This is a genomic window from Streptomyces sp. NPDC002054, assembly GCF_040296685.1.
In the GTDB taxonomy this organism is placed as follows: domain Bacteria; phylum Actinomycetota; class Actinomycetes; order Streptomycetales; family Streptomycetaceae; genus Streptomyces.
In genome coordinates this window covers 22867-40926 of the sequence record NZ_JBEOXT010000024.1, presented here as the reverse complement: position 1 = coordinate 40926, position 18060 = coordinate 22867, and the positions used below count along the sequence as shown (strand labels likewise).

General features: G+C 70.1%; 17 protein-coding genes. 9 read left to right on the top strand and 8 right to left on the bottom strand.

The window, feature by feature from the left end; all coding sequences use genetic code 11:
• Nucleotides 1-23: 23 nt before the first annotated feature.
• Nucleotides 24-1061: an L-glyceraldehyde 3-phosphate reductase gene (gene mgrA, locus ABT123_RS22095; RefSeq protein ID WP_351317273.1), complete on the bottom strand. Its 1038-nt coding sequence runs from the start codon at nt 1059-1061 to the stop codon at nt 24-26.
• Nucleotides 1062-1185: 124 nt separating this feature from the next.
• Between mgrA and ABT123_RS22090 the strand changes: the two genes are divergently transcribed.
• The 7 genes from ABT123_RS22090 to ABT123_RS22060 all read left to right on the top strand — a co-directional run bounded on the left by ABT123_RS22090 (nt 1186) and on the right by ABT123_RS22060 (nt 8363).
• On the top strand, nt 1186-1947 hold the full coding sequence (locus ABT123_RS22090; RefSeq protein ID WP_351317270.1) for an isoprenyl transferase: 762 nt from the start codon (nt 1186-1188) through the stop codon (nt 1945-1947).
• Nucleotides 1948-2262: 315 nt separating this feature from the next.
• Entirely contained in the window at nt 2263-3579 is a 1317-nt protein-coding gene (gene phoH2, locus ABT123_RS22085; RefSeq protein ID WP_351317267.1) for an RNA 5'-3' helicase PhoH2, read from the top strand.
• Between the two features lie 359 nt (nt 3580-3938).
• Entirely contained in the window at nt 3939-4628 is a 690-nt protein-coding gene (locus ABT123_RS22080) for an aggregation-promoting factor C-terminal-like domain-containing protein (protein ID WP_351317265.1), read from the top strand.
• A 109-nt stretch (nt 4629-4737) separates the two neighbouring features.
• Nucleotides 4738-6198 (top strand): AI-2E family transporter, encoded by a 1461-nt coding sequence (locus tag ABT123_RS22075; RefSeq protein WP_351317262.1) that lies wholly within the window; start codon nt 4738-4740, stop codon nt 6196-6198.
• Nucleotides 6182-6922: a hypothetical protein gene (locus ABT123_RS22070; RefSeq protein WP_351317259.1), complete on the top strand. Its 741-nt coding sequence runs from the start codon at nt 6182-6184 to the stop codon at nt 6920-6922. Before ABT123_RS22075 ends, ABT123_RS22070 begins: the two co-directional genes overlap by 17 nt.
• A gap of 10 nt (nt 6923-6932) precedes the next feature.
• Nucleotides 6933-7616, top strand: coding sequence for a hypothetical protein (locus tag ABT123_RS22065; RefSeq protein ID WP_351317256.1), 684 nt, complete (start codon nt 6933-6935; stop codon nt 7614-7616).
• Nucleotides 7617-7637: 21 nt separating this feature from the next.
• Entirely contained in the window at nt 7638-8363 is a 726-nt protein-coding gene (locus tag ABT123_RS22060; RefSeq protein ID WP_351317253.1) for a hypothetical protein, read from the top strand.
• A 52-nt stretch (nt 8364-8415) separates the two neighbouring features.
• Here ABT123_RS22060 and ABT123_RS22055 read toward each other — a convergent pair whose 3' ends face one another.
• Together ABT123_RS22055 and ABT123_RS22050 are read right to left on the bottom strand one after the other, a co-directional pair.
• On the bottom strand, nt 8416-8952 hold the full coding sequence (locus ABT123_RS22055) for an alkyl hydroperoxide reductase (RefSeq protein WP_150209490.1): 537 nt from the start codon (nt 8950-8952) through the stop codon (nt 8416-8418).
• 3 nt (nt 8953-8955) lie between these two features.
• The gene (locus tag ABT123_RS22050) at nt 8956-9510 is read right to left on the bottom strand and encodes a peroxiredoxin (protein WP_150209491.1); all 555 of its coding nucleotides are present in this window, start codon (nt 9508-9510) and stop codon (nt 8956-8958) included.
• A gap of 135 nt (nt 9511-9645) precedes the next feature.
• Between ABT123_RS22050 and ABT123_RS22045 the strand changes: the two genes are divergently transcribed.
• Nucleotides 9646-10593: a hydrogen peroxide-inducible genes activator gene (locus ABT123_RS22045; RefSeq protein WP_351317249.1), complete on the top strand. Its 948-nt coding sequence runs from the start codon at nt 9646-9648 to the stop codon at nt 10591-10593.
• Nucleotides 10594-10630: 37 nt separating this feature from the next.
• Here the strand turns inward: ABT123_RS22045 and ABT123_RS22040 are convergent, their stop codons facing one another.
• The 5 genes from ABT123_RS22040 to ABT123_RS22020 form a co-directional block, all read right to left on the bottom strand.
• On the bottom strand, nt 10631-12964 hold the full coding sequence (locus ABT123_RS22040; protein ID WP_351317246.1) for an FtsX-like permease family protein: 2334 nt from the start codon (nt 12962-12964) through the stop codon (nt 10631-10633).
• Nucleotides 12961-13647 (bottom strand): ABC transporter ATP-binding protein, encoded by a 687-nt coding sequence (locus ABT123_RS22035; protein ID WP_351317243.1) that lies wholly within the window; start codon nt 13645-13647, stop codon nt 12961-12963. Before ABT123_RS22035 ends, ABT123_RS22040 begins: the two co-directional genes overlap by 4 nt.
• Entirely contained in the window at nt 13644-14168 is a 525-nt protein-coding gene (locus tag ABT123_RS22030) for a PadR family transcriptional regulator (RefSeq protein WP_351317240.1), read from the bottom strand. Before ABT123_RS22030 ends, ABT123_RS22035 begins: the two co-directional genes overlap by 4 nt.
• A gap of 104 nt (nt 14169-14272) precedes the next feature.
• On the bottom strand, nt 14273-14533 hold the full coding sequence (locus ABT123_RS22025) for a type II toxin-antitoxin system antitoxin (protein ID WP_351317237.1): 261 nt from the start codon (nt 14531-14533) through the stop codon (nt 14273-14275).
• The gene (locus tag ABT123_RS22020) at nt 14530-15423 is read right to left on the bottom strand and encodes an SPFH domain-containing protein (protein ID WP_351317545.1); all 894 of its coding nucleotides are present in this window, start codon (nt 15421-15423) and stop codon (nt 14530-14532) included. Before ABT123_RS22020 ends, ABT123_RS22025 begins: the two co-directional genes overlap by 4 nt.
• Before the next feature lie 303 nt (nt 15424-15726).
• On the opposite strand from ABT123_RS22020, the gene ABT123_RS22015 reads away from it, so the two are divergent.
• Entirely contained in the window at nt 15727-17994 is a 2268-nt protein-coding gene (locus tag ABT123_RS22015) for a transglycosylase domain-containing protein (RefSeq protein WP_351317234.1), read from the top strand.
• Nucleotides 17995-18060: the final 66 nt, after the last annotated feature.

Here is an 18060-nt window from a genome sequence, read left to right as displayed (position 1 = left end):
CACGTTCCGCGCAAAAGCGCAGGTCAGCCCCGCTGGGCCCAGATGTTGGTGCCGGGGGTGGACACCGCGAAGGAGTCGATCTCCTTCAGTTCGGCGTCCGAGAGGGGAGCGCCGGCCAGGGCCGCCACGTTTTCCTCCAGCTGGGACACGCTCGACGCACCGATCAGCGCCGAGGTCATCCGCTCGTCCCGCAGCACCCAGTTCAGTGCCAGCTGGGCCAGCGACTGGCCGCGCCGGGCCGCGATCTCGTTGAGCCCGTTGAGGCGGCGGACCACCTCGTCCGAGAGCAGTTCCGGGTTCAGGGACTTGCCCTGGGTGGCGCGCGAGCCCTCCGGGATGCCCTTCAGGTACTTGCCGGTGAGCAGCCCCTGGGCGAGCGGCACGAAGGAGATGCAGCCCATGCCCGCCTCCTCCAGGGTGTCCAGCAGGGCGTCCTCCTCCGTCCAGCGGTTGATCATGGAGTAGGAGGGCTGGTGGATCAGCGGGCGCACACCCATCTCGCGCAGCAGCCGGGCGGCCTCCGCCGTCTGCTCGGCGGTGTAGGAGGAGATGCCGACGTACAGGGCCTTGCCCTGCTGGACCGCGGACGCGAGCGCGCCCATGGTCTCCTCCAGCGGGGTCTCCGGGTCGAAGCGGTGCGAGTAGAAGATGTCGACGTAGTCGAGGCCCATCCGCTTCAGCGAGGCGTCGAGCGAGCCCATCAGGTACTTCCGGCTGCCCCACTCGCCGTACGGGCCGGGGTGCATCAGGTAGCCGGCCTTGGTGGAGATCACCAGCTCCTCGCGGTGGGACGCGAAGTCCTGCGCAAAGATCTTGCCGAAGTTGAGCTCGGCCGAGCCGGGCGGCGGCCCGTAGTTGTTGGCCAGGTCGAAGTGGGTCACGCCGAGGTCGAAGGCTCGGCGGAGGATGGCACGCTGGGACTCCAGGGACGCGTCGTCGCCGAAGTTGTGCCAGAGGCCGAGGGAGATCGCGGGGAGCTTGAGGCCGCTGCGGCCGGTGCGCCGGTACTCCATGGAGTCGTACCGCGAAGCCTCTGCCCGATAGGGATTGGTATCAGTCACGATGTCCTCCCTATCACGGACTTGTGACAGACCGAGTTGGGCCAGTCCTTCCGGTGCGCAGTAATGTGGCGCACTCGGGGGACCGCAATCGCACGGGGGCATTGCACGGAGGGGCAGAAGGATCGTGAAGCTGCGCGACCTGGTGTACAGGCTGTATGCACGCCGGGTGGAAGGCCGCCTCGACCATGCCGCGGTGCCCAAGCACATCGGCGTCATCCTGGACGGCAACCGGCGCTGGGCGAAGGCGTCCGGCGGTACCACCGAGCAGGGCCATCAGGCCGGAGCCGACAAGATCTCGGAGCTCCTGGGCTGGTGTGACGAAACCGACGTCGAGGTCGTCACCCTGTGGATGCTGTCCACCGACAACCTGGACCGGCCGGAGGTCGAGCTCCGCCCCCTGCTGTCGATCATCGAGAACACCGTACGGAACCTCGCGGCGGACGGGCGCAGGCGCGTCCACCACGTCGGCAACCTGGACATCCTGCCCGCGCACACCCAGGCCGTACTGAAGGAGGCCGAGCAGGCCACCGCCGACGTCAAGGGGATACTCGTCAACGTCGCCGTGGGCTACGGAGGCCGCCAGGAGATCGCCGACGCGGTCCGCTCGCTGCTGCTGGAGCACCACGAGAAGGGCACCTCGATCGAGGAGCTCGCCGAGATCCTGGACATCGACCACATCTCGGAGCACCTCTACACCCGCGGCCAGCCCGACCCGGACCTGGTGATCCGCACCAGCGGCGAGCAGCGGCTGTCCGGATTCATGCTCTGGCAGAGCGCCCACTCCGAGTACTACTTCTGCGAGGTCTTCTGGCCGGCCTTCCGCAAGGTCGACTTCCTCCGGGCACTGCGCGACTACGCCGCCCGGCACCGGCGCTACGGCACCTGACGGTTCCTCGGAAGCCCCGTCAGCCCCCCGGACCCCCCTCGCAAAGCCTTCACCAGCGATTCACCGAGCGTCCGTCATATGCCATGGCATGGCAGAGCACGTTCGAGGGAATATCACTGGCAGGTCGATGCCCGATCCACGGGTTTCGAGTCTCAGCGGACGGCATGGGGCCGTCCGCCCGGGAGGCCCTTTGCACCAGGACGCACGTGCGGTTCGCACGGACGGAGTGGAGGGCCGGAAATCGGCCCTGGCATGGGAGCCGATGACCGGTCCGGTCTTCATGGCCCGACCTCTTCCGAGGGGGTACGTCCTTCCGTGGTGACCAGCACAAAGCGCCGCCTGCCCGACAGGCGGACCTACGTCCTCGACACCAGCGTCCTGCTGGCAGACCCCAACGCCTTCTCCCGGTTCGACGAGCACGAGGTCGTGCTCCCGATCGTGGTGATCACCGAGCTGGAGGCCAAGAGGCACCATCCCGAACTCGGCTACTTCGCCCGGCAGGCCCTCCGCCTGCTGGACGACTTCCGGGTCCGGTACGGCCGCCTCGACGCCCCCATCCCGTTGGGCGATCTGGGCGGCAGCCTCCGTGTCGAGCTCAACCACTCCGACCCCGGGGTACTTCCGGCAGGCTTCAGGCTGGGGGACAACGACTCGCGGATCCTGGCGGTCGCCCGCAACCTCCAGGCCGAGGGGTACGACGTCACGGTCGTGTCGAAGGATCTCCCGCTGCGCATCAAGGCCTCGTCGGTGGGTCTGCTCGCCGAGGAGTACCGGGCGGAGCTCGCGATCACCGATGCCGGCTGGACCGGCATGAGCGAGCTCGCGCTCGCCGGGGAGCAGATCGACCTCCTCTACTCCGAGGAGCGGCTCTATGTCCCGGAGGCCGCCGAACTGCCCGTGCACACCGGTCTGGTCCTGCAGTCCGAGCGCGGCAAGGCGCTGGGCCGGGTGACCGCCGACGGGAACGTGAAACTCGTCCGCGGCGACCGGGAGGCCTTCGGGCTGCACGGCCGCAGTGCCGAGCAGCGCATCGCGCTCGACCTGCTGATGGATCCGGAGGTCGGGATCGTCTCCATGGGCGGCCGGGCCGGCACCGGCAAGTCGGCCCTGGCGCTCTGCGCGGGCCTGGAGGCCGTGCTGGAGCGGCGGCAGCACCAGAAGGTGATGGTCTTCCGGCCGCTGTACGCGGTGGGCGGCCAGGAGCTCGGCTATCTGCCCGGGGACCAGGGCGAGAAGATGAGCCCCTGGGCGCAGGCGGTCTTCGACACCCTCTCCTCGGTGGCCGGCCGTGAGGTGATCGAGGAGGTGCTGGGCCGCGGCATGCTGGAGGTGCTGCCGCTGACGCACATCCGCGGGCGCTCGCTGCACGATGCGTTCGTCATCGTGGACGAGGCCCAGTCGCTGGAGCGGAACGTCCTGCTGACCGTTCTGTCCAGGATCGGGGCCAATTCCCGGGTCGTCCTGACCCATGACGTGGCCCAGCGGGACAACCTCAGGGTGGGCCGGTACGACGGAGTGGTCGCCGTGGTCGAGAAGCTGAAGGGCCATCCGCTCTTCGCGCACGTCACGCTGACCCGGTCGGAGCGCTCGCCCATCGCCGCGCTGGTCACCGAGATGCTCGAATCCCTCTAAGCGAATCCGCGCAAAACACCCCATAGGTGGAAGGGAAGTTGGCGCCGTCCGGCAAAGGCGAAGGAGCCTAGCCGGGCGGCGTCCCCTTGCACAGGTGTTTGCTCAAACCACAGGTGACATCCCAGGTGTGAGCTTTCACACGCAACGGAGAATTGCCTTGCGGCATCGGGTCCGGCAGAGTCTGTTTTCCGTCAGGCCCCGCATACGGCACAGCTGTACCCACAATTCAAGATTCGACCGCCGTATGCCGCCCGCCACGGGCCAGTTGCCTCCAGTGACCGCACTACCCGGAGGCCAGTGCAAGGGGCGCTCTTGCAACCGCTGCGGTCACGTTGCGGTCGCTGCTGGAAGGACATCGTGTGAGCCGGATCTCGGTCCGGGGATTCGCGGTGGCATCTGCCACTGCGGTCACCACCGTCGGCGCTGTCGTGGGCGTTGCCACGGGCGACCCCTCGAACGATCTCGAAACCACCGCATCGGGCACCACGCTCCTCGCGGACATTCCGGTGGGCGAGCAGGCAGCGGTCCAGACGGCGTCCCTGACGCAGCAGGCCGACGCCATTGCCCTGTCCGCCGACGCCGAGGCCAAGAAGTCGGTCGAGGAGTCGGCACGCATCCAGGCCGCCAAGGACGCCAAGGAGAAGAAGGCAGCCGCCGAGGCCAAGGCGAAGAAGGAACGCGAGGAGAAGGACAAGGAGCAGGTCGCCAGCCGCTCCGCCACCCGCGACAGCTCCGACTTCGCGCCCCAGAGCTCCTACACGGTCGCCCAGGTCAAGGCCATGGCCAAGCAGATGGTCCCGGCCGGCCAGTTCCAGTGCTTCTCCAACATCGTGAACCACGAGTCCACCTGGAACTACCGTGCGCAGAACCCGTCCTCGGGCGCGTACGGCCTGGTCCAGGCGCTGCCCGGGTCCAAGATGGGCTCGGCCGGAGCCGACTGGCGCACCAACCCCGCCACCCAGATCGAGTGGGGCCTGAACTACATGAACAAGCGCTACGGCAGCCCCTGCGGCGCCTGGTCGTTCTGGCAGGCCAACAACTGGTACTAGAGGGTCGCGGCATTGCCGCCTCCGCTCAACCGAGAGGAGCCCCGCACCGTCCTACGGTGCGGGGCTCCTCGCGTGTACGGTCGACGAGTCCGGGGGAGAAGGGAACGAGATGGCGAAGAGAGCAGGCTGGCTCGGCCGGCTCGGCAACAAGCTGAACCGGATGGAGGCCCGCCTGAACGAACGGCGTGCCGAAGTCGAGGCCGAGTCCATGGGGGAGCCGGAGCCGGCCGCGGGATCGGCACCGGCACCGGGGGCGGCAGCGGCGGCACCGGCGGCAGCGGCAGGGGCCGCGGCACCGGGGGCACCGGCCGAGTCGGCACCGGCACCGGAACCGGCGCCGGTGATCGCAGCCTCCGGAGTCGCCGTGTCCGTAGCCGCGCCGGCTCCTGAGGCCCACCCCGGCCTGGCTACCGCCCGCCCCGACCCGGCCAGCATGGTGCCCTGGGGCATAAGGGTGGCCGCCGAGGCCAGCTGGCGGCTGCTGCTGCTCGCCGGCATGCTCTGGGTGCTGATGAAGATGATCAGCGAGGTGCGGCTGGTGGTGCTGGCGTTCGCCGCCGCCCTGCTCATCACCGCCATGCTCCAGCCCTTCGTGGTCCGGCTCCGCCGGGCCGGCCTGCCGCGCGGCCTGGCCACCGCCGTCACCGCGGTCCTCGGCTTCGTGATCATCGGACTGGTCGGCTGGTTCGTCGTCTGGCAGGTCATGGAGAACCTGGACGACCTCTCCGACCGGGTCAAGGACGGCATCAACGAGCTGAAGCTGTGGGCGCTGGACAGTCCGTTCCACGTCACCGAGAAGCAGATCAACGACATCGCGAAGAACCTGACCGAGACGATCGGCTCCAACACGGACCAGATCACCTCGGCCGGCCTGCAGGGCGTCACGGTGATGGTCGAGGTGCTGACGGGCATTCTGCTCGCCATGTTCTCCACCCTCTTCCTGCTGTACGACGGGAAGCGGATCTGGCACTGGGTGCTGGGCCTGGTCCCGGCGGTCGCCCGCCCCGGTGTCGCGGGCGCCGGCCCGCGCGCCTGGCGCACCCTGACCGCGTACGTACGGGGCACGGTGATCGTCGCCCTGATCGACGCCATCTTCATCGGCCTCGGCATCTACTTCCTGGACGTGCCGATGGCGGTGCCGCTGGCCGTCTTCATCTTCCTGTTCGCCTTCATCCCGCTGGTCGGCGCGGTGGTCTCCGGCGCGCTCGCCGTGGTGGTGGCCCTGGTGACCCAGGGGGTGTTCACGGCACTGATGGTGCTCCTCGTCGTCCTCGCCGTGCAGCAGATCGAGGGGCACGTGCTCCAGCCGTTCATCCTGGGCCGGGCGGTGCGGGTCCACCCGCTCGCGGTGGTGCTCTCGGTGGCGGCCGGCGGAATGATCGCCGGCATCGGCGGCGCGGTGGTCGCGGTGCCGCTGGTCGCCGTGACCAACACGGTCGTCGGTTACCTGCGCGTGCAGGCGCACGAGCGCGAGATGCGCGTCGGTCCGGGACCGCACGGAGCCACGGCCTACGCCGTGACCGCCGCCACCGACCAGGGGGAGAGTCGGCCGGGTGATCAGCGAACCTGAGCTGGAGGGCAGTTCGGAGTTCCCGGAGCGCCCGGCAGACACGGTGGAGACCGCAGGGGCGGGGACAGCGGGGCCGGAGGGGGAGCGCCGGAGCCGCCCGGCCTGGCAGCCGGTGCTCGCCGGAGCCCTGGCCGCATCCGTGCTGTGGGCGGGCGGGCTGTTCTTCGTGCCGGACCGCGACCGACGGCCGCCGATCCGGTACGAGAATCCGGCCGCGCTGTGCGAGAAGGTACGGGCGGAGGCCCTGACCCGGCTCGTGGGCAACCTCCGCCCGCAGGCGCGCGAGGCCGAACGGCTGCACGAGACGGCGGAGGTGGCCTGGTGCGCGCTCGGTACGGCGCCGACGCCGCAGCAGGAATCGGGCGGGAAGCCCTTCCTCTCCTACGACGTGACGTTCACGCTGGAACTGCACAAGAAGGCCGACCCGGCGGTGGAGTTCGACGCGGGGCTGGAGGCCGAGCCCTTCGAGTCGCTCGACGCGGTCGAGGTGGCAGAGGTGGCGGGCCTCGGCGAGCGGGCCCTGATGTACGGGGCCGGGCCCGGCCGCGGCCCCCGGCTGAAGGTCCTGGACGGCGGTGCGGTGTTCACCCTGGAGACGGACTGGTATGTGTCCGGGAACGACTGGGACGAGGGTACGAAGCTTCCGCCGGACCCGGAGGAAGCGGCTGTCCAGGCTGCGATGATCGCGGACATGCGCGCGGCCGTCGCGGCACTGCGGAAGTAGGGGGCGGGACATGATCAGCGAGCCCGAGCTCGACGGCGGGTGGGAGGACCCCCGCCCGCCGGACCTGCCGTCCACCGGGCCGGCTCGGTCAACGGCCCGGCCCTGGCGGTGGGCGCTGGGCGGAGTCCTGGCGAGCTCGGTGCTGTGGGCGGGCGGCCTGTACGCGGTGGTCACGGAGCGGGAGGCCGCGCCGGAGGTGGCGTACCGGCTCCCGGAGAACCTCTGCAACGAGCTGCAGGCGCAGGCGTTGACCCGAATCGCCGGTTCGCTGCACCGGAGCGCGCCCGAACACCGGGAAGCCGCGCACCCGGCGCTGGACCAGGCGGTCTGCATGCTGTCGGATCGGGGCCAGGAGACGGCCGGCCTGAGCTATTTCGTGACCGCCCGGGTCGCCCTCCACAAGAAGACCGACCCCGCGGCCGAGTTCGAGGTCGAGCCGCTGCTGTACGAGGAGTTGACGGAGCCGTCCCGGGTGCCGGATCTGGGCGAGCAGGCGCTCATGCTGGTGGCGTACGACAACGACTCCGTGGAGCTGAAGGTCCTGGACGGCGGGGCGGTGGTGCGGCTGTCGGCCTCGGCCACCGACTTCGGCGAAAGGCCACCTGACAGTGAACCCGCCCGGATGGACCCAACGGCCGTACAGGCTGCTTTGATCGAGGACATGCGGGCGCTGCTGGCGGCGCTGAAGAAGTAGCGGAATCAGGGGGGGGCGGACGTGATCACGGATCCGGAGCTGGACGACGCATGGGAGTCTGCGGCGGCACCGGAGGCACCAGCGGCACCGGAGGTGGTGGAGCCCGCGGCTCCGCGTGACCGGCGCCGGTATCCCGGGTGGCTCTGGGCCCTGGGCGGGGTGCTGGCCGCCTCCGCGGTATGGGCGGGCGGGCTGTACGCGTACGGGGACGAACTGGCGGCGCCGGACGTGGCGTACGAGGCGCCGGAGCGGCTCTGCGACACGTTCAAGGCGTCCGCGCTGACCGCGGCCTTGCCCGGACTGCAAACGGGGCAGGCCGCGCGGGAGAGCAATGCGGCGCTGGACTGGGCGGTGTGCGTATTTTCCGTCCGCGGCAAGGAGACCGAGTCCGGTGACCGGATCCGCTACCACGGGGCCGCCGAGATCGAGGTGCACCGGAAGGCCGATCCCGGGGTCGAGTTCGGCCTGAGCGGCCCCGGCAAGCGGTTCGCCGGCATGGAATCGGCGACCGTGTCCGGCCTGGGCGAGCGGGCGGTCATGTACACCGACCAGGCCGGGCGGATGCCTGCTCTGCAGGTGCTGGACGGCGGCGCCGTCCTGACCCTGTGGCTGAGCGGCGCCGATCGCCTCGACAAGAACGGGGCCCCGACAAACGAGGTCATCACCGACACCCTCGACTACGAGGCGGTCAAGTACGCCCTGATCGAGGACATGCGGAAGCTGATGGACGCCGTCCGCAAGGGCTGAACGCGAAGGGGCCCCGCCGGATGGCGGGGCCCCTGATGCGCGTGGGCGCGGACTACTCGGCGGCGAGTGCCGCCTCCGCGTCCAGGGTGACCGCGACGGCCTGGATCACCGAGGCGATCTTGAAGGCCTCCTGGATGGTGTCCCGGTCCACGCCGGCCTTGCGGAGCACCTGCTCGTGCGAGTCCAGGCACTGGCCGCAGCCGTTGATCGCGGAGACCGCGAGCGACCACAGCTCGAAGTCGACCTTCTCCACGCCCGGGTTGCCGATGACGTTCATCCGCAGACCGGCCCGCAGGGTGCCGTACTCCGGGTCGGAGAGCAGGTGGCGGGTGCGGTAGAAGACGTTGTTCATCGCCATGACCGCGGCTGCGGACTTGGCGGCGGTGTACGCCTCCGGCGACAGGTTCGCCTTCGCCTCCGGCTCCAGCTCACGCAGGACGATCGGCGAGCGGGCGGCGATCGCGCAGGACAGCACGGTGCCCCAGAGCTGCTGCTGCGGCAGGTCGCTGTTGCCGATGACCGAACCGAGGTTCAGCTTCAGGTCCTTGGCGAAGTCCGGTATGGCGGACTTGAGGGCGTCGAGGGACATGCGTCACTCACCGGCCAGCAGCGCGCCGGCGTCGAGGGTGTCCTCGCCCTTGGTCCAGTTGCAGGGGCACAGCTCGTCGGTCTGCAGGGCGTCGAGGACCCGCAGGACCTCCTTGGGGTTACGGCCCACGGAACCGGCGGTCACCATCGAGAACTGGATCTCGTTGTTCTGGTCGACGATGAAGACGGCGCGCTGCGCGAAGCCGTCCTCGCCCTGCACGCCACAGGCCTGCATGAGCTCGTGCTTGGAGTCGGCCAGCATCGGGAAGGGCAGGTCACGCAGGTCGGCGTGGTCCTTGCGCCAGGCGTGGTGGACGAACTCGGAGTCGCCGGAGACGCCGAGGATCTGCGCGTCACGGTCGAGGAATTCGTCGTTCAGCTTGCCGAACGCGGCGATCTCGGTCGGGCAGACGAAGGTGAAGTCCTTCGGCCAGAAGAACACCACGCGCCACTGACCCTCGTGGGTCTTGTGGTCGATCTGCGCGAACTCCTTGCCGGCCTCCAGCGAGACGCAGGCAGTCAGATCGTAGGTGGGGAACTTGTCACCGACAGTGAGCACGTGCTCTCCTTGCGGAATGGAAAATGCCCTTTTTGGGGGTTTTCCGAGGGGGTTGGACTGATCTCACATGCTGACACACCTGCATTGATTACAGAAATAGCTAGTCTTGTGCCGAGCGATCGGAGGTACCTATCAGTGGTTATCGGTAACAGGGGAGCGAAGCAGCCCACCCTGGCCCAGCTCCGCGCCTTCGCCGCGGTCGCCGAGCACCTGCACTTCCGGGACGCCGCCGCGGCCATCGGCATGAGCCAGCCCGCCCTCTCCGGGGCGGTCTCCGCGCTGGAGGAGGCCCTCGGCGTCCAGCTGCTGGAGCGCACCACCCGCAAGGTGCTGCTCTCCCCGGCCGGCGAGCGGATCGCTGCCCGGGCCAAGGTGGTGCTGGATGCGATGGGCGGACTGCTGGAGGAGGCCGAGGCGGTACGGGCCCCCTTCACCGGAGTGCTCCGCCTCGGGGTGATCCCCACCGTGGCGCCCTACCTCCTGCCCACCGTGCTGGGGCTGTTCCACCGGCGCTGGCCGGGGATGGAGCTCCAGGTGCACGAGGAGCAGACCTCCTCGCTGCTGGACGGGCTGGCCGGCGGGCGCCTCGACCTGCTGCTGCTCGCGGTGCCGCTGGGGGTGCCCGGAGTGACCGAAGTCCCCCTCTTCGACGAGGACTTCGTCCTGCTCGCCCCCCGCGAGCACCCGCTCGCCGGGCGCCGTGACATCCCCCGCGAGGAGCTCCGCGGGCTGCACCTGCTGCTGCTCGACGAGGGGCACTGCCTGCGCGACCAGGCCCTGGACATCTGCCGGGAGGCCGGCCGCACCGACGGCGCCGCCGTCACCACCACCGCGGCCGGGCTCTCCACCCTGGTCCAACTGGTCGCCGGAGGGCTGGGGGTGACCCTGCTGCCGCGGACCGCGCTGCGGCTGGAGACCACCCGCAACGAGTACCTGGCCACCGGTTACTTCGCCGAGCCCGCGCCCTCCCGGCGGATCGCCCTGGCCATGCGTACGGGAACCGCCCGGGCCGAGGAGTTCCGGGCGGTCGCGGCGGCGCTGCGCGAGGCCGTACGGCCGCTGCCGGTGTGGCCCGCGGAATAGCCCGCGGAGCAGGTCCGCGGGCCACACCGGCCGGCCATCATTCGGTGCGCAGACCGTCCGGCCGCATCATCCGCAGCAGCGGCGGCAGGCTGAGCAGGGTCACCAGCAGGGCCACGCCGGCCCCGATGCCGGACATGGCGGCCACCGAGGACCAGTCGATCCGGACCGGAACGTTGGTCATCCGCATCAGCACGGTGCCCAGGGTGAGGCCGACGGCGATCGCCAGGCCCACTCCCAGGCCGATGGGCAGGGCGGTCTGCCAGAGCACCGACAGGCTCAGGGTGGACCGCTTGGTGCCGAAGGCGACCAGCGCGGACAGCAGCTTCCTGCGCTCGCGCAGCTGCTCCAGCTGGGAGACCAGCAGACTCGCGCCGATCAGCACCAGCACGGCGGCGGCGCCGACGAACAGCCCGGTCCGGATGGAGGAGAACCGAGGGGTCGTGGCCCGCTGCTGCATGGTCATCGCGACGGCCATCGGGTCCGCCTTGAACGCGGCATTGCGAGCCCGGTCCAGGGCGTCCGGGACCTTGGGGTCGATCTTCACGTAGACGTGCGAGTACCCCAGGCTCGAGTCTCCCTTGGGCGCGGCGGCGTGGGTGACCAGCAGACCGGTCTGCAGGTTGCCCAACGGGCTCGGGCGGGCGGTCGCGGGCCGGGCCGCGGCGGGAACCGTCCATACGCCCGGTGCCGGCGCGTCCGGGTGCCCGTAGATGTTTCCGACGAACAGCTTGTCGCCCGCCTTTGCCCGCTCCTCGGGGGTGGGACCGCCCAGGAGGAAGACGTCCCCGTCCCGGCAGGAGGGCAGGGTGGCGACTTCGGCGAGGGCCGTACAGCTGCCGACGGTGACACTGATGGCGTTGCCCGGAGTCGTGGGCTGGTGCGCGGCGGCGGTGCCGGCCAACGGCACGGCCTGGGTGACGCCCTTCGCCTTCCCGAGCGCCGCGCCGAGCTCGTCCACCTGGTCGATGGGGGCGCGGGTCATGACGGACAGCGAGGCCCGGCTCGGGTCGTGGCCGGTGTCCTCCGTGTAGTCGTTCTCGACTCCCGCGAACAGCATCTGCAGGGCGATGGCCCCGGCGACCGCCACTGCGATGCCGTTGACCAGACGCGCGGCGGTGCCGCTGGTCAGCTGGAGCCGGCGGACGGCGAGCTGCCAGGACACCCCACCGCCCCCGCCGCCGCCGAGCCGGCCGACGATCCGTTCCAGCAGCCAGGGCAGCAGGGCGGTGATGCCGATCAGCAGCAGCACCACACCGCCCCCGACCTGCCATTCGTTGAAGTAGCCCGCCTCGTTGCCCCGTCCCATGAGCGGGGCCAGGAGGCCGAGTCCGGCCACCGGAAGCAGCAGCCGCCACCAGATCCGCCGCTTGCGCGGCGTGGCCGTGCGGACCACGCCCAACGGCTCGATGACCACACCGCGCAGGGCGAAGAGGGTCACCCCGACGGCCGCGGCGGGTACGGCGACCACGACCAGGGCGGCCAGCCAGAGGGTCGGTTCGAGGTCGGAGCCGAACACGCTGCGCTGGGAGAACTCGACCTGCTCGACGAGGCCGCGGGCGAGCAGGAAGAGGCCGGCGCCCAGCACCAGGCCCACCAGCGAGCCGGCCAGTGCCTCGCCCCCGGCGATCCGGCGGACCATCCGGCCGTCCGCGCCGACCAGGCGGAGCGCGGCCAGCCGGCGGTCGCGGCGGTCGCCGCCGAACCGGACGGCAGCCGCGATGAACACGGCGACGGGCATGAGCAGGGCGACGAACACCAGCAGCACGAGCAGGGTGAGGACCGGGTCCAGCGGCGGCGATTCCACGGCCGAGCCGAAGGAGTCGACGCGGTGGATGGGCAGGCCCGGTGCGTCCTTCAGCCCTTCGGCGCCGATGTAGAAGAAGAGGTCACCGGGGCCCACCAGGCCCGCCTTGCCGATGGTCGCGACGATCGGGCCGTCCAGGCGCTCGCGCAGCAGCTTGCCCTCGCCGGTCTTCATCAGCCGGTCGAGGGCGGGGGAGACCACGAGCTCGCCCGGCTTCGGGAACGCCTTCAGCCCGGGCGGCAGCGGGGCCTTCGGGCCCTCGGGCTCGATCAGCCGGCCGTCCACCCCGTACGTGCGGTACGTCTGGTTGACGTCGGCGATGAGCAGGGTGTCGGGGCCCTTGGAGAGCGTGCCCTCCGGTCCCGTGAAGGCGGTCTCGCGGGCGAAGGTCCGGGCGTCCCGCTGGCCGAAGGCGTTCGGCAGGGAGGCGGTGACCAGCAGCAGGGCCACGCCGAGGCCGACGCCCACGCCGGTGAGGAGGGTCCGCAGCAGGCCCTCGCGGCCTCCGGCGAGCGCGAACCGGGCACCCATGCCGAGATCGCGGCCCCATACCTTGAGCAGGCTCATACGACCCGCTCCATGTCCCGCGACTTGCCGTCCCGTACGACGATCTCGCGGTCGGAGTACGCGGCGACCCGGGTCTCGTGGGTGACCAGCACGACGGCGGTGTTCGCCGACCGGGCCGCCTCGGTGAGCAGCTGCATGACCAGCTCGCCGTTGAGGGAGTCCAGGGCGCCGGTGGGCTCGTCGGCGAAGATCACGCGGGGACCGGTGACCAACGCGCGGGCCACGGCCACGCGTTGGCCCTGACCGCCGGAGACCTCGCCGGGCCGCTTGCCGGCCAGCTCGTCCACCTGGAGCCGCTCCATCCACTGGCGTGCCGTGGACTCGGCCTGCTTGCGCTTGACGCCGGTCAGGCGGAGCGGCAGGGCGACGTTCTCCACACAGGTCAGCTCGGGGACGAGCTGGCCGAACTGGAAGACGAAGCCGAACTCGGTGCGGCGCAGGGCGCTGCGCTCGGCATCGTTCATGGAGGTCAGCTCGCGGCCGGCGTAGGCGATGGAGCCGGAGTCGGGGGTGACGATGCCGGCGAGGCAGTGCAGCAGCGTCGACTTGCCGGAGCCGGAGGGCCCCATGATGGCGACGACCTCGCCGGGGTGGATGGAGAACTCGGCGCCGTCGAGCGCGTGCGTGGGTCCGTAGGACTTGCGCAGGGCGGTGGCGGTGAGGAGGGAACCTGCGGGGGTCATCGGCGGACTTCCTTCGCGAGCCGGTCGAGGCGGGCGGCCGTGAGTTCCAGCCAGCGCAGGTCGGCCTCGAGGTGGAACAGGGCGTGGTCGCAGACGAGCTGGTCGGCGAGGTCGCCCTTGCGCTTGCGGGTGGTGAGGATGCGCATCAGGCGCAGGTGTTCGGCCCGCTGGGTGTCCAGCAGCTCGGCGGCGCTGCGGCCGGTGAGGAGGGCCAGGACCACCTTGGTGTAGAGGGTGGACTGGAGGTACGGCTCGGGCTTTTCGGGCTGGGCGAGCCACTGCTCGACATCGGTGATGCCGGCGTCGGTGATGGCGTACCGCTTGCGTTCCGGGCCGCCGCCGGCCTCGATGCCGTCGACCTCGACGAGGCCGTTCTTCAGGAGGCGGGACATGGTCGAGTAGACCTGCCCGTAGGCGAGCGGTTTGTCGTGGCCGAACTTCTCGTCAAAGGTCCGCTTGAGGTCGTAACCGTGGCGGGGACCGGCCTCGAGGAGGCCCAGGAGGGTGTGACCGATGGACATGGCCCGACTGTACACCGGGTGTATACGCTCGATGTATACGCACGGTGTATAGCCGGGCCAGTGGACCGCTTTATGGTGTTGTCACCGCAGGTCAGCGGCGATTGTCACGATTCCGAACCGGCCTTCGGGGGCCGGCCGCGGCGCGGGATCGGTCCGGGCGCGGAGGGCAGGCGCCCCGCGTCCGAAAGGGCCCGGCGGAGCAGGAACTCGATCTGGGCGTTGGCGCTGCGCAGCTCCTCGCCCGCCCAGCGGGCGAGGGCGTCGTACACCTGAGGGTCCAGCCGCAGCAGCACCTGCTTGCGGGCCTGCCGGGCGGCCGGCCGGGCCGGCTTCGGCTCGGGGGGGTCCTGGTCTGGCGGGGTCACTGGTACAGGGTGCCCGTGTTGACGACCGGCTGGGCGGCGCGGTCTCCGCACAGGACCACCATCAGGTTCGAGACCATTGCGGCCTTGCGCTCCGGGTCCAGGTCCACGATGCCATCCTCCGACAGGCGGGTCAGGGCCAGCTCGACCATGCCCACCGCGCCCTCGACGATCTGCTTGCGGGCCGCCACCACGGCACCGGCCTGCTGGCGCTGGAGCATCGCCGAGGCGATCTCCGGAGCGTACGCGAGATGCGTGAAGCGGGACTCGATGATCTGCACGCCGGCCGCCTCGACCCGGGCGTGCAGCTCCGCCGCCAGCTTCTCGGTGATCTCCTCGGCGTTCTCGCGGAGCGACAGGCCGTCCTCGTCGTGCGCGTCGTAGGGGTACTCGATGGCGATGTGCCGGACCGCGGCCTCGGTCTGGGTCTCCACGAACTCGGTGAAGTCCTCCACCTCGAACACCGCCCGCGCGGTGTCCTCGACCTTCCAGACCACGACCGCGGCCAGCTCGATCGGGTTGCCGTAGGCGTCGTTGACCTTCAGGACGGCCGTCTCGTGGTTGCGGACCCGGGTCGAGATCTTCTCCCGCGTGGTCAGCGGGTTCACCCAGCGCAGTCCGTCGGTGCGGATCGTGCCCCGGTAGCGGCCGAACAGCTGGACCACCCGCGCCTGGCCGGGCTCCACCATGTTCAGTCCGCTCATCGCGAGGACCGCGCCGAGGAAGGTCAGGATGCCCAGCGGGATCAGCGAGGCCTTGGCGGCGGTGGCCGCGGCGAGGATGCCGAGAACCACCAGGCCCGCCCCCGCCAGTACACCGGCCAGGCCGGCCAGCAGGGCCAGTCCGCCGCCGACGCTGTGCGCGGGGTACTCCCGCACCTGCGGCTCGGGCATGGTCGAGGCCGCGTTCGCGGACGTTCGGGCATCGGTCGTGCCGGTCACGGCATCGGTCAGGTCATCGGTCATGGTTCGCCCCGTTTCGATCGGTCCGGCGGGCTACAGGCCCTAGCAAAGTGATATCACTTTATTGGGAGACCGCAACCCTGGCCCCCTCCTGTGCGTCGGTTCCCTTGGAGTGGGTGCTGATTCTCACGTCCGAATTGGGCGGTATTGGTCGACATTCGCCGACCTTTGACCATTCCTGCGGTGTTAGTTTTCGGAGCTGACGTCGGGGGGTAATCGAGCGGAGCGGGAGCGATGGGCCGAGCAGAAGCGCGCAAAGCGCAGAAGCAGCGCGGAGCGCGGCGCGCGGCGAAAGGCGCCGGCAAGGCGGGCAAGAAGAGCGGCATACGGCGGCTCTTCACCTGGAAGAAGATCCTCGGCACGTTCTTCGGGCTGATCCTGCTCGGCATGGCGGCCCTCGTTGCGATCTACTACTGGGTGGACGAGCCCAAGAACGCCAACGCCGACGCGATCCTCCAGAGCAACGTCTACAAGTACGCCGACGGCACCGTGATGACGCGCACCGGCGAGAAGAACCGCGAGATCGTTCCGCTCGACCGCATCCCGAAGGAGGTCCAGACCGCCTTCATCGCCATCGAGAACAAGTCCTTCTACAAGGACCGCGGCATCGACGTCCTGGGCGTGGCCCGGGGCGCCTTCGTCACCGTCACCGGCCAGGGCAAGGCCGGCGGTTCGACGATCACCCAGCAGTACGTCAAGAACTACTACCTGAACCAGGACCAGACGGCGACCCGCAAGCTCAAGGAACTGGTGATCTCCCTCAAGGTCGACTCGCGGATGGAGAAGGACGACATCCTCGCCGGTTACCTCAACACCAGCTACTTCGGCCGCGGCGCGTACGGCATCCAGGCCGCCTCGCAGGCCTACTACGGCATCGACGTCTCCAAGCTGAACCTGGAACAGGGCGCCTACCTCGCCGCCCTCCTCCAGGCCCCCAGCCAGTACGACTGGGCGACCGCCGGTGAGGACAGCAAGAGGCGGGTCATGATCCGCTTCAACGGCGTGCTCTCCAACATGGTCGAGATGGGCGCCCTCGACGAGGCCAAGCGCCAGACGCTGAAGTTCCAGGAGCCGATCAAGCCCAAGCCGGCCCCCGGCACCGAGGGCCAGAAGGGCTACCTGCTGGAGGCCGCCGACGCCGAGCTCCGCAGGCAGGGTCTGACCGAGGGCCAGATCAAGGCCGGCGGCTGGACGATCACCCTCAATATCGATCCCAAGAAGCAGAAGGCACTGGAGAAGGCCGTCCAGGACGAGCTGGAGTCCAAGCTCGACCGCAAGGACACCAAGAAGCGCCCGGTCGACCAGTACGTCCAGGCCGGCGCCACCTCGGTGGACCCCAAGACCGGCGCCATCGTCGCCATGTACGGCGGCACCGGCCAGGACGCCAAGTGGTCGAGCAACGCCCTGCGCACCGACTTCCAGCCGGGCTCCACCTTCAAGCCGGTCGTGCTCGCCTCCGCACTGGAGACCAAGGCCAAAACCCAGGACGGCAAGCCGATCACCCCGAACACGATCTACAACGGCGACAGCCGGATACCGATCGTCGGCGCCAGCGAGCCCTTCGCCCCGCAGAACCAGGAGAACAAGAGCTACGGCCAGATCACCGTCCAGGAGGCCACGAACTTCTCGGTGAACTCCGCGTACGCCCAGATGTTCGTGGACGCCCGCCCGGCCGCCGTGAAGAAGACCGCCCTGGAGCTGGGCATGGCCGACCGCGAGGGCTGGCCCACCGAATCGCCGGCCATGTCGCTCGGCACCATGAGCGCCAACACCGTCGAGATGGCCGGCGTCTACGCCACCCTCGACCGGCACGGCAAGAAGATCACCCCGTCGATCGTGAAGTCGGCGAAGCACGCGACCCGCGAGTACCGGCCGATGGAGCCCGTCGGCGGCCAGGTGATCAGCAGCGAGACCGCCGACACCGTCACCAAGGTGCTCACCGGCGTGGTCAAGGACGGCTCCGGCAAGAACGTCCACAGCAGCTCCTACGAGGCCGCCGGCAAGACCGGCACCACCGAGTCCAACGTGGCCGCCTGGTTCACCGGGTACACCCCGGAACTGGTCACCGTGGTCGCGATGTTCGGCGAGGAGCCGGGCACCGGCAAGCAGAAGACCCTCACCGGTACCGCCGGCGGTGGCCGTGCGGGCGGCTCGAGCTTCCCGGCGGACATCTGGCAGGCCTACACCCTGGCCGCCCTCAACGGCGTCGACACGGGCAAGTTCGACCTGGAGGACGCGGAGATGGGCGAGCCGGCCACGCCGACCCGCAGCACCTCCCCGTCCAACTCGGCCAGCCGTTCGCCGGAGAACACCCCGAGCACCCGGTCCTCCCAGCCGGTCACCCCGGACCCGGGCAACTCCAGCCCCAACAAGCCCGACCCGACGCGCAGCAGCTCCACCAAGCCGCCGACGCCGCCGTCGCCGCCCGGCCCGACGAAGACCACCCCGACTGCGCCCGACCCGGACCCGACGGACACCGGCATCAGACCGCCCGCGCCGTAAACACCACCGCCCGGCAGCTCCTTGGCTGCCGGGCGGTGCCGTTCCCTGCCGTTCCCTGCCGTCAAA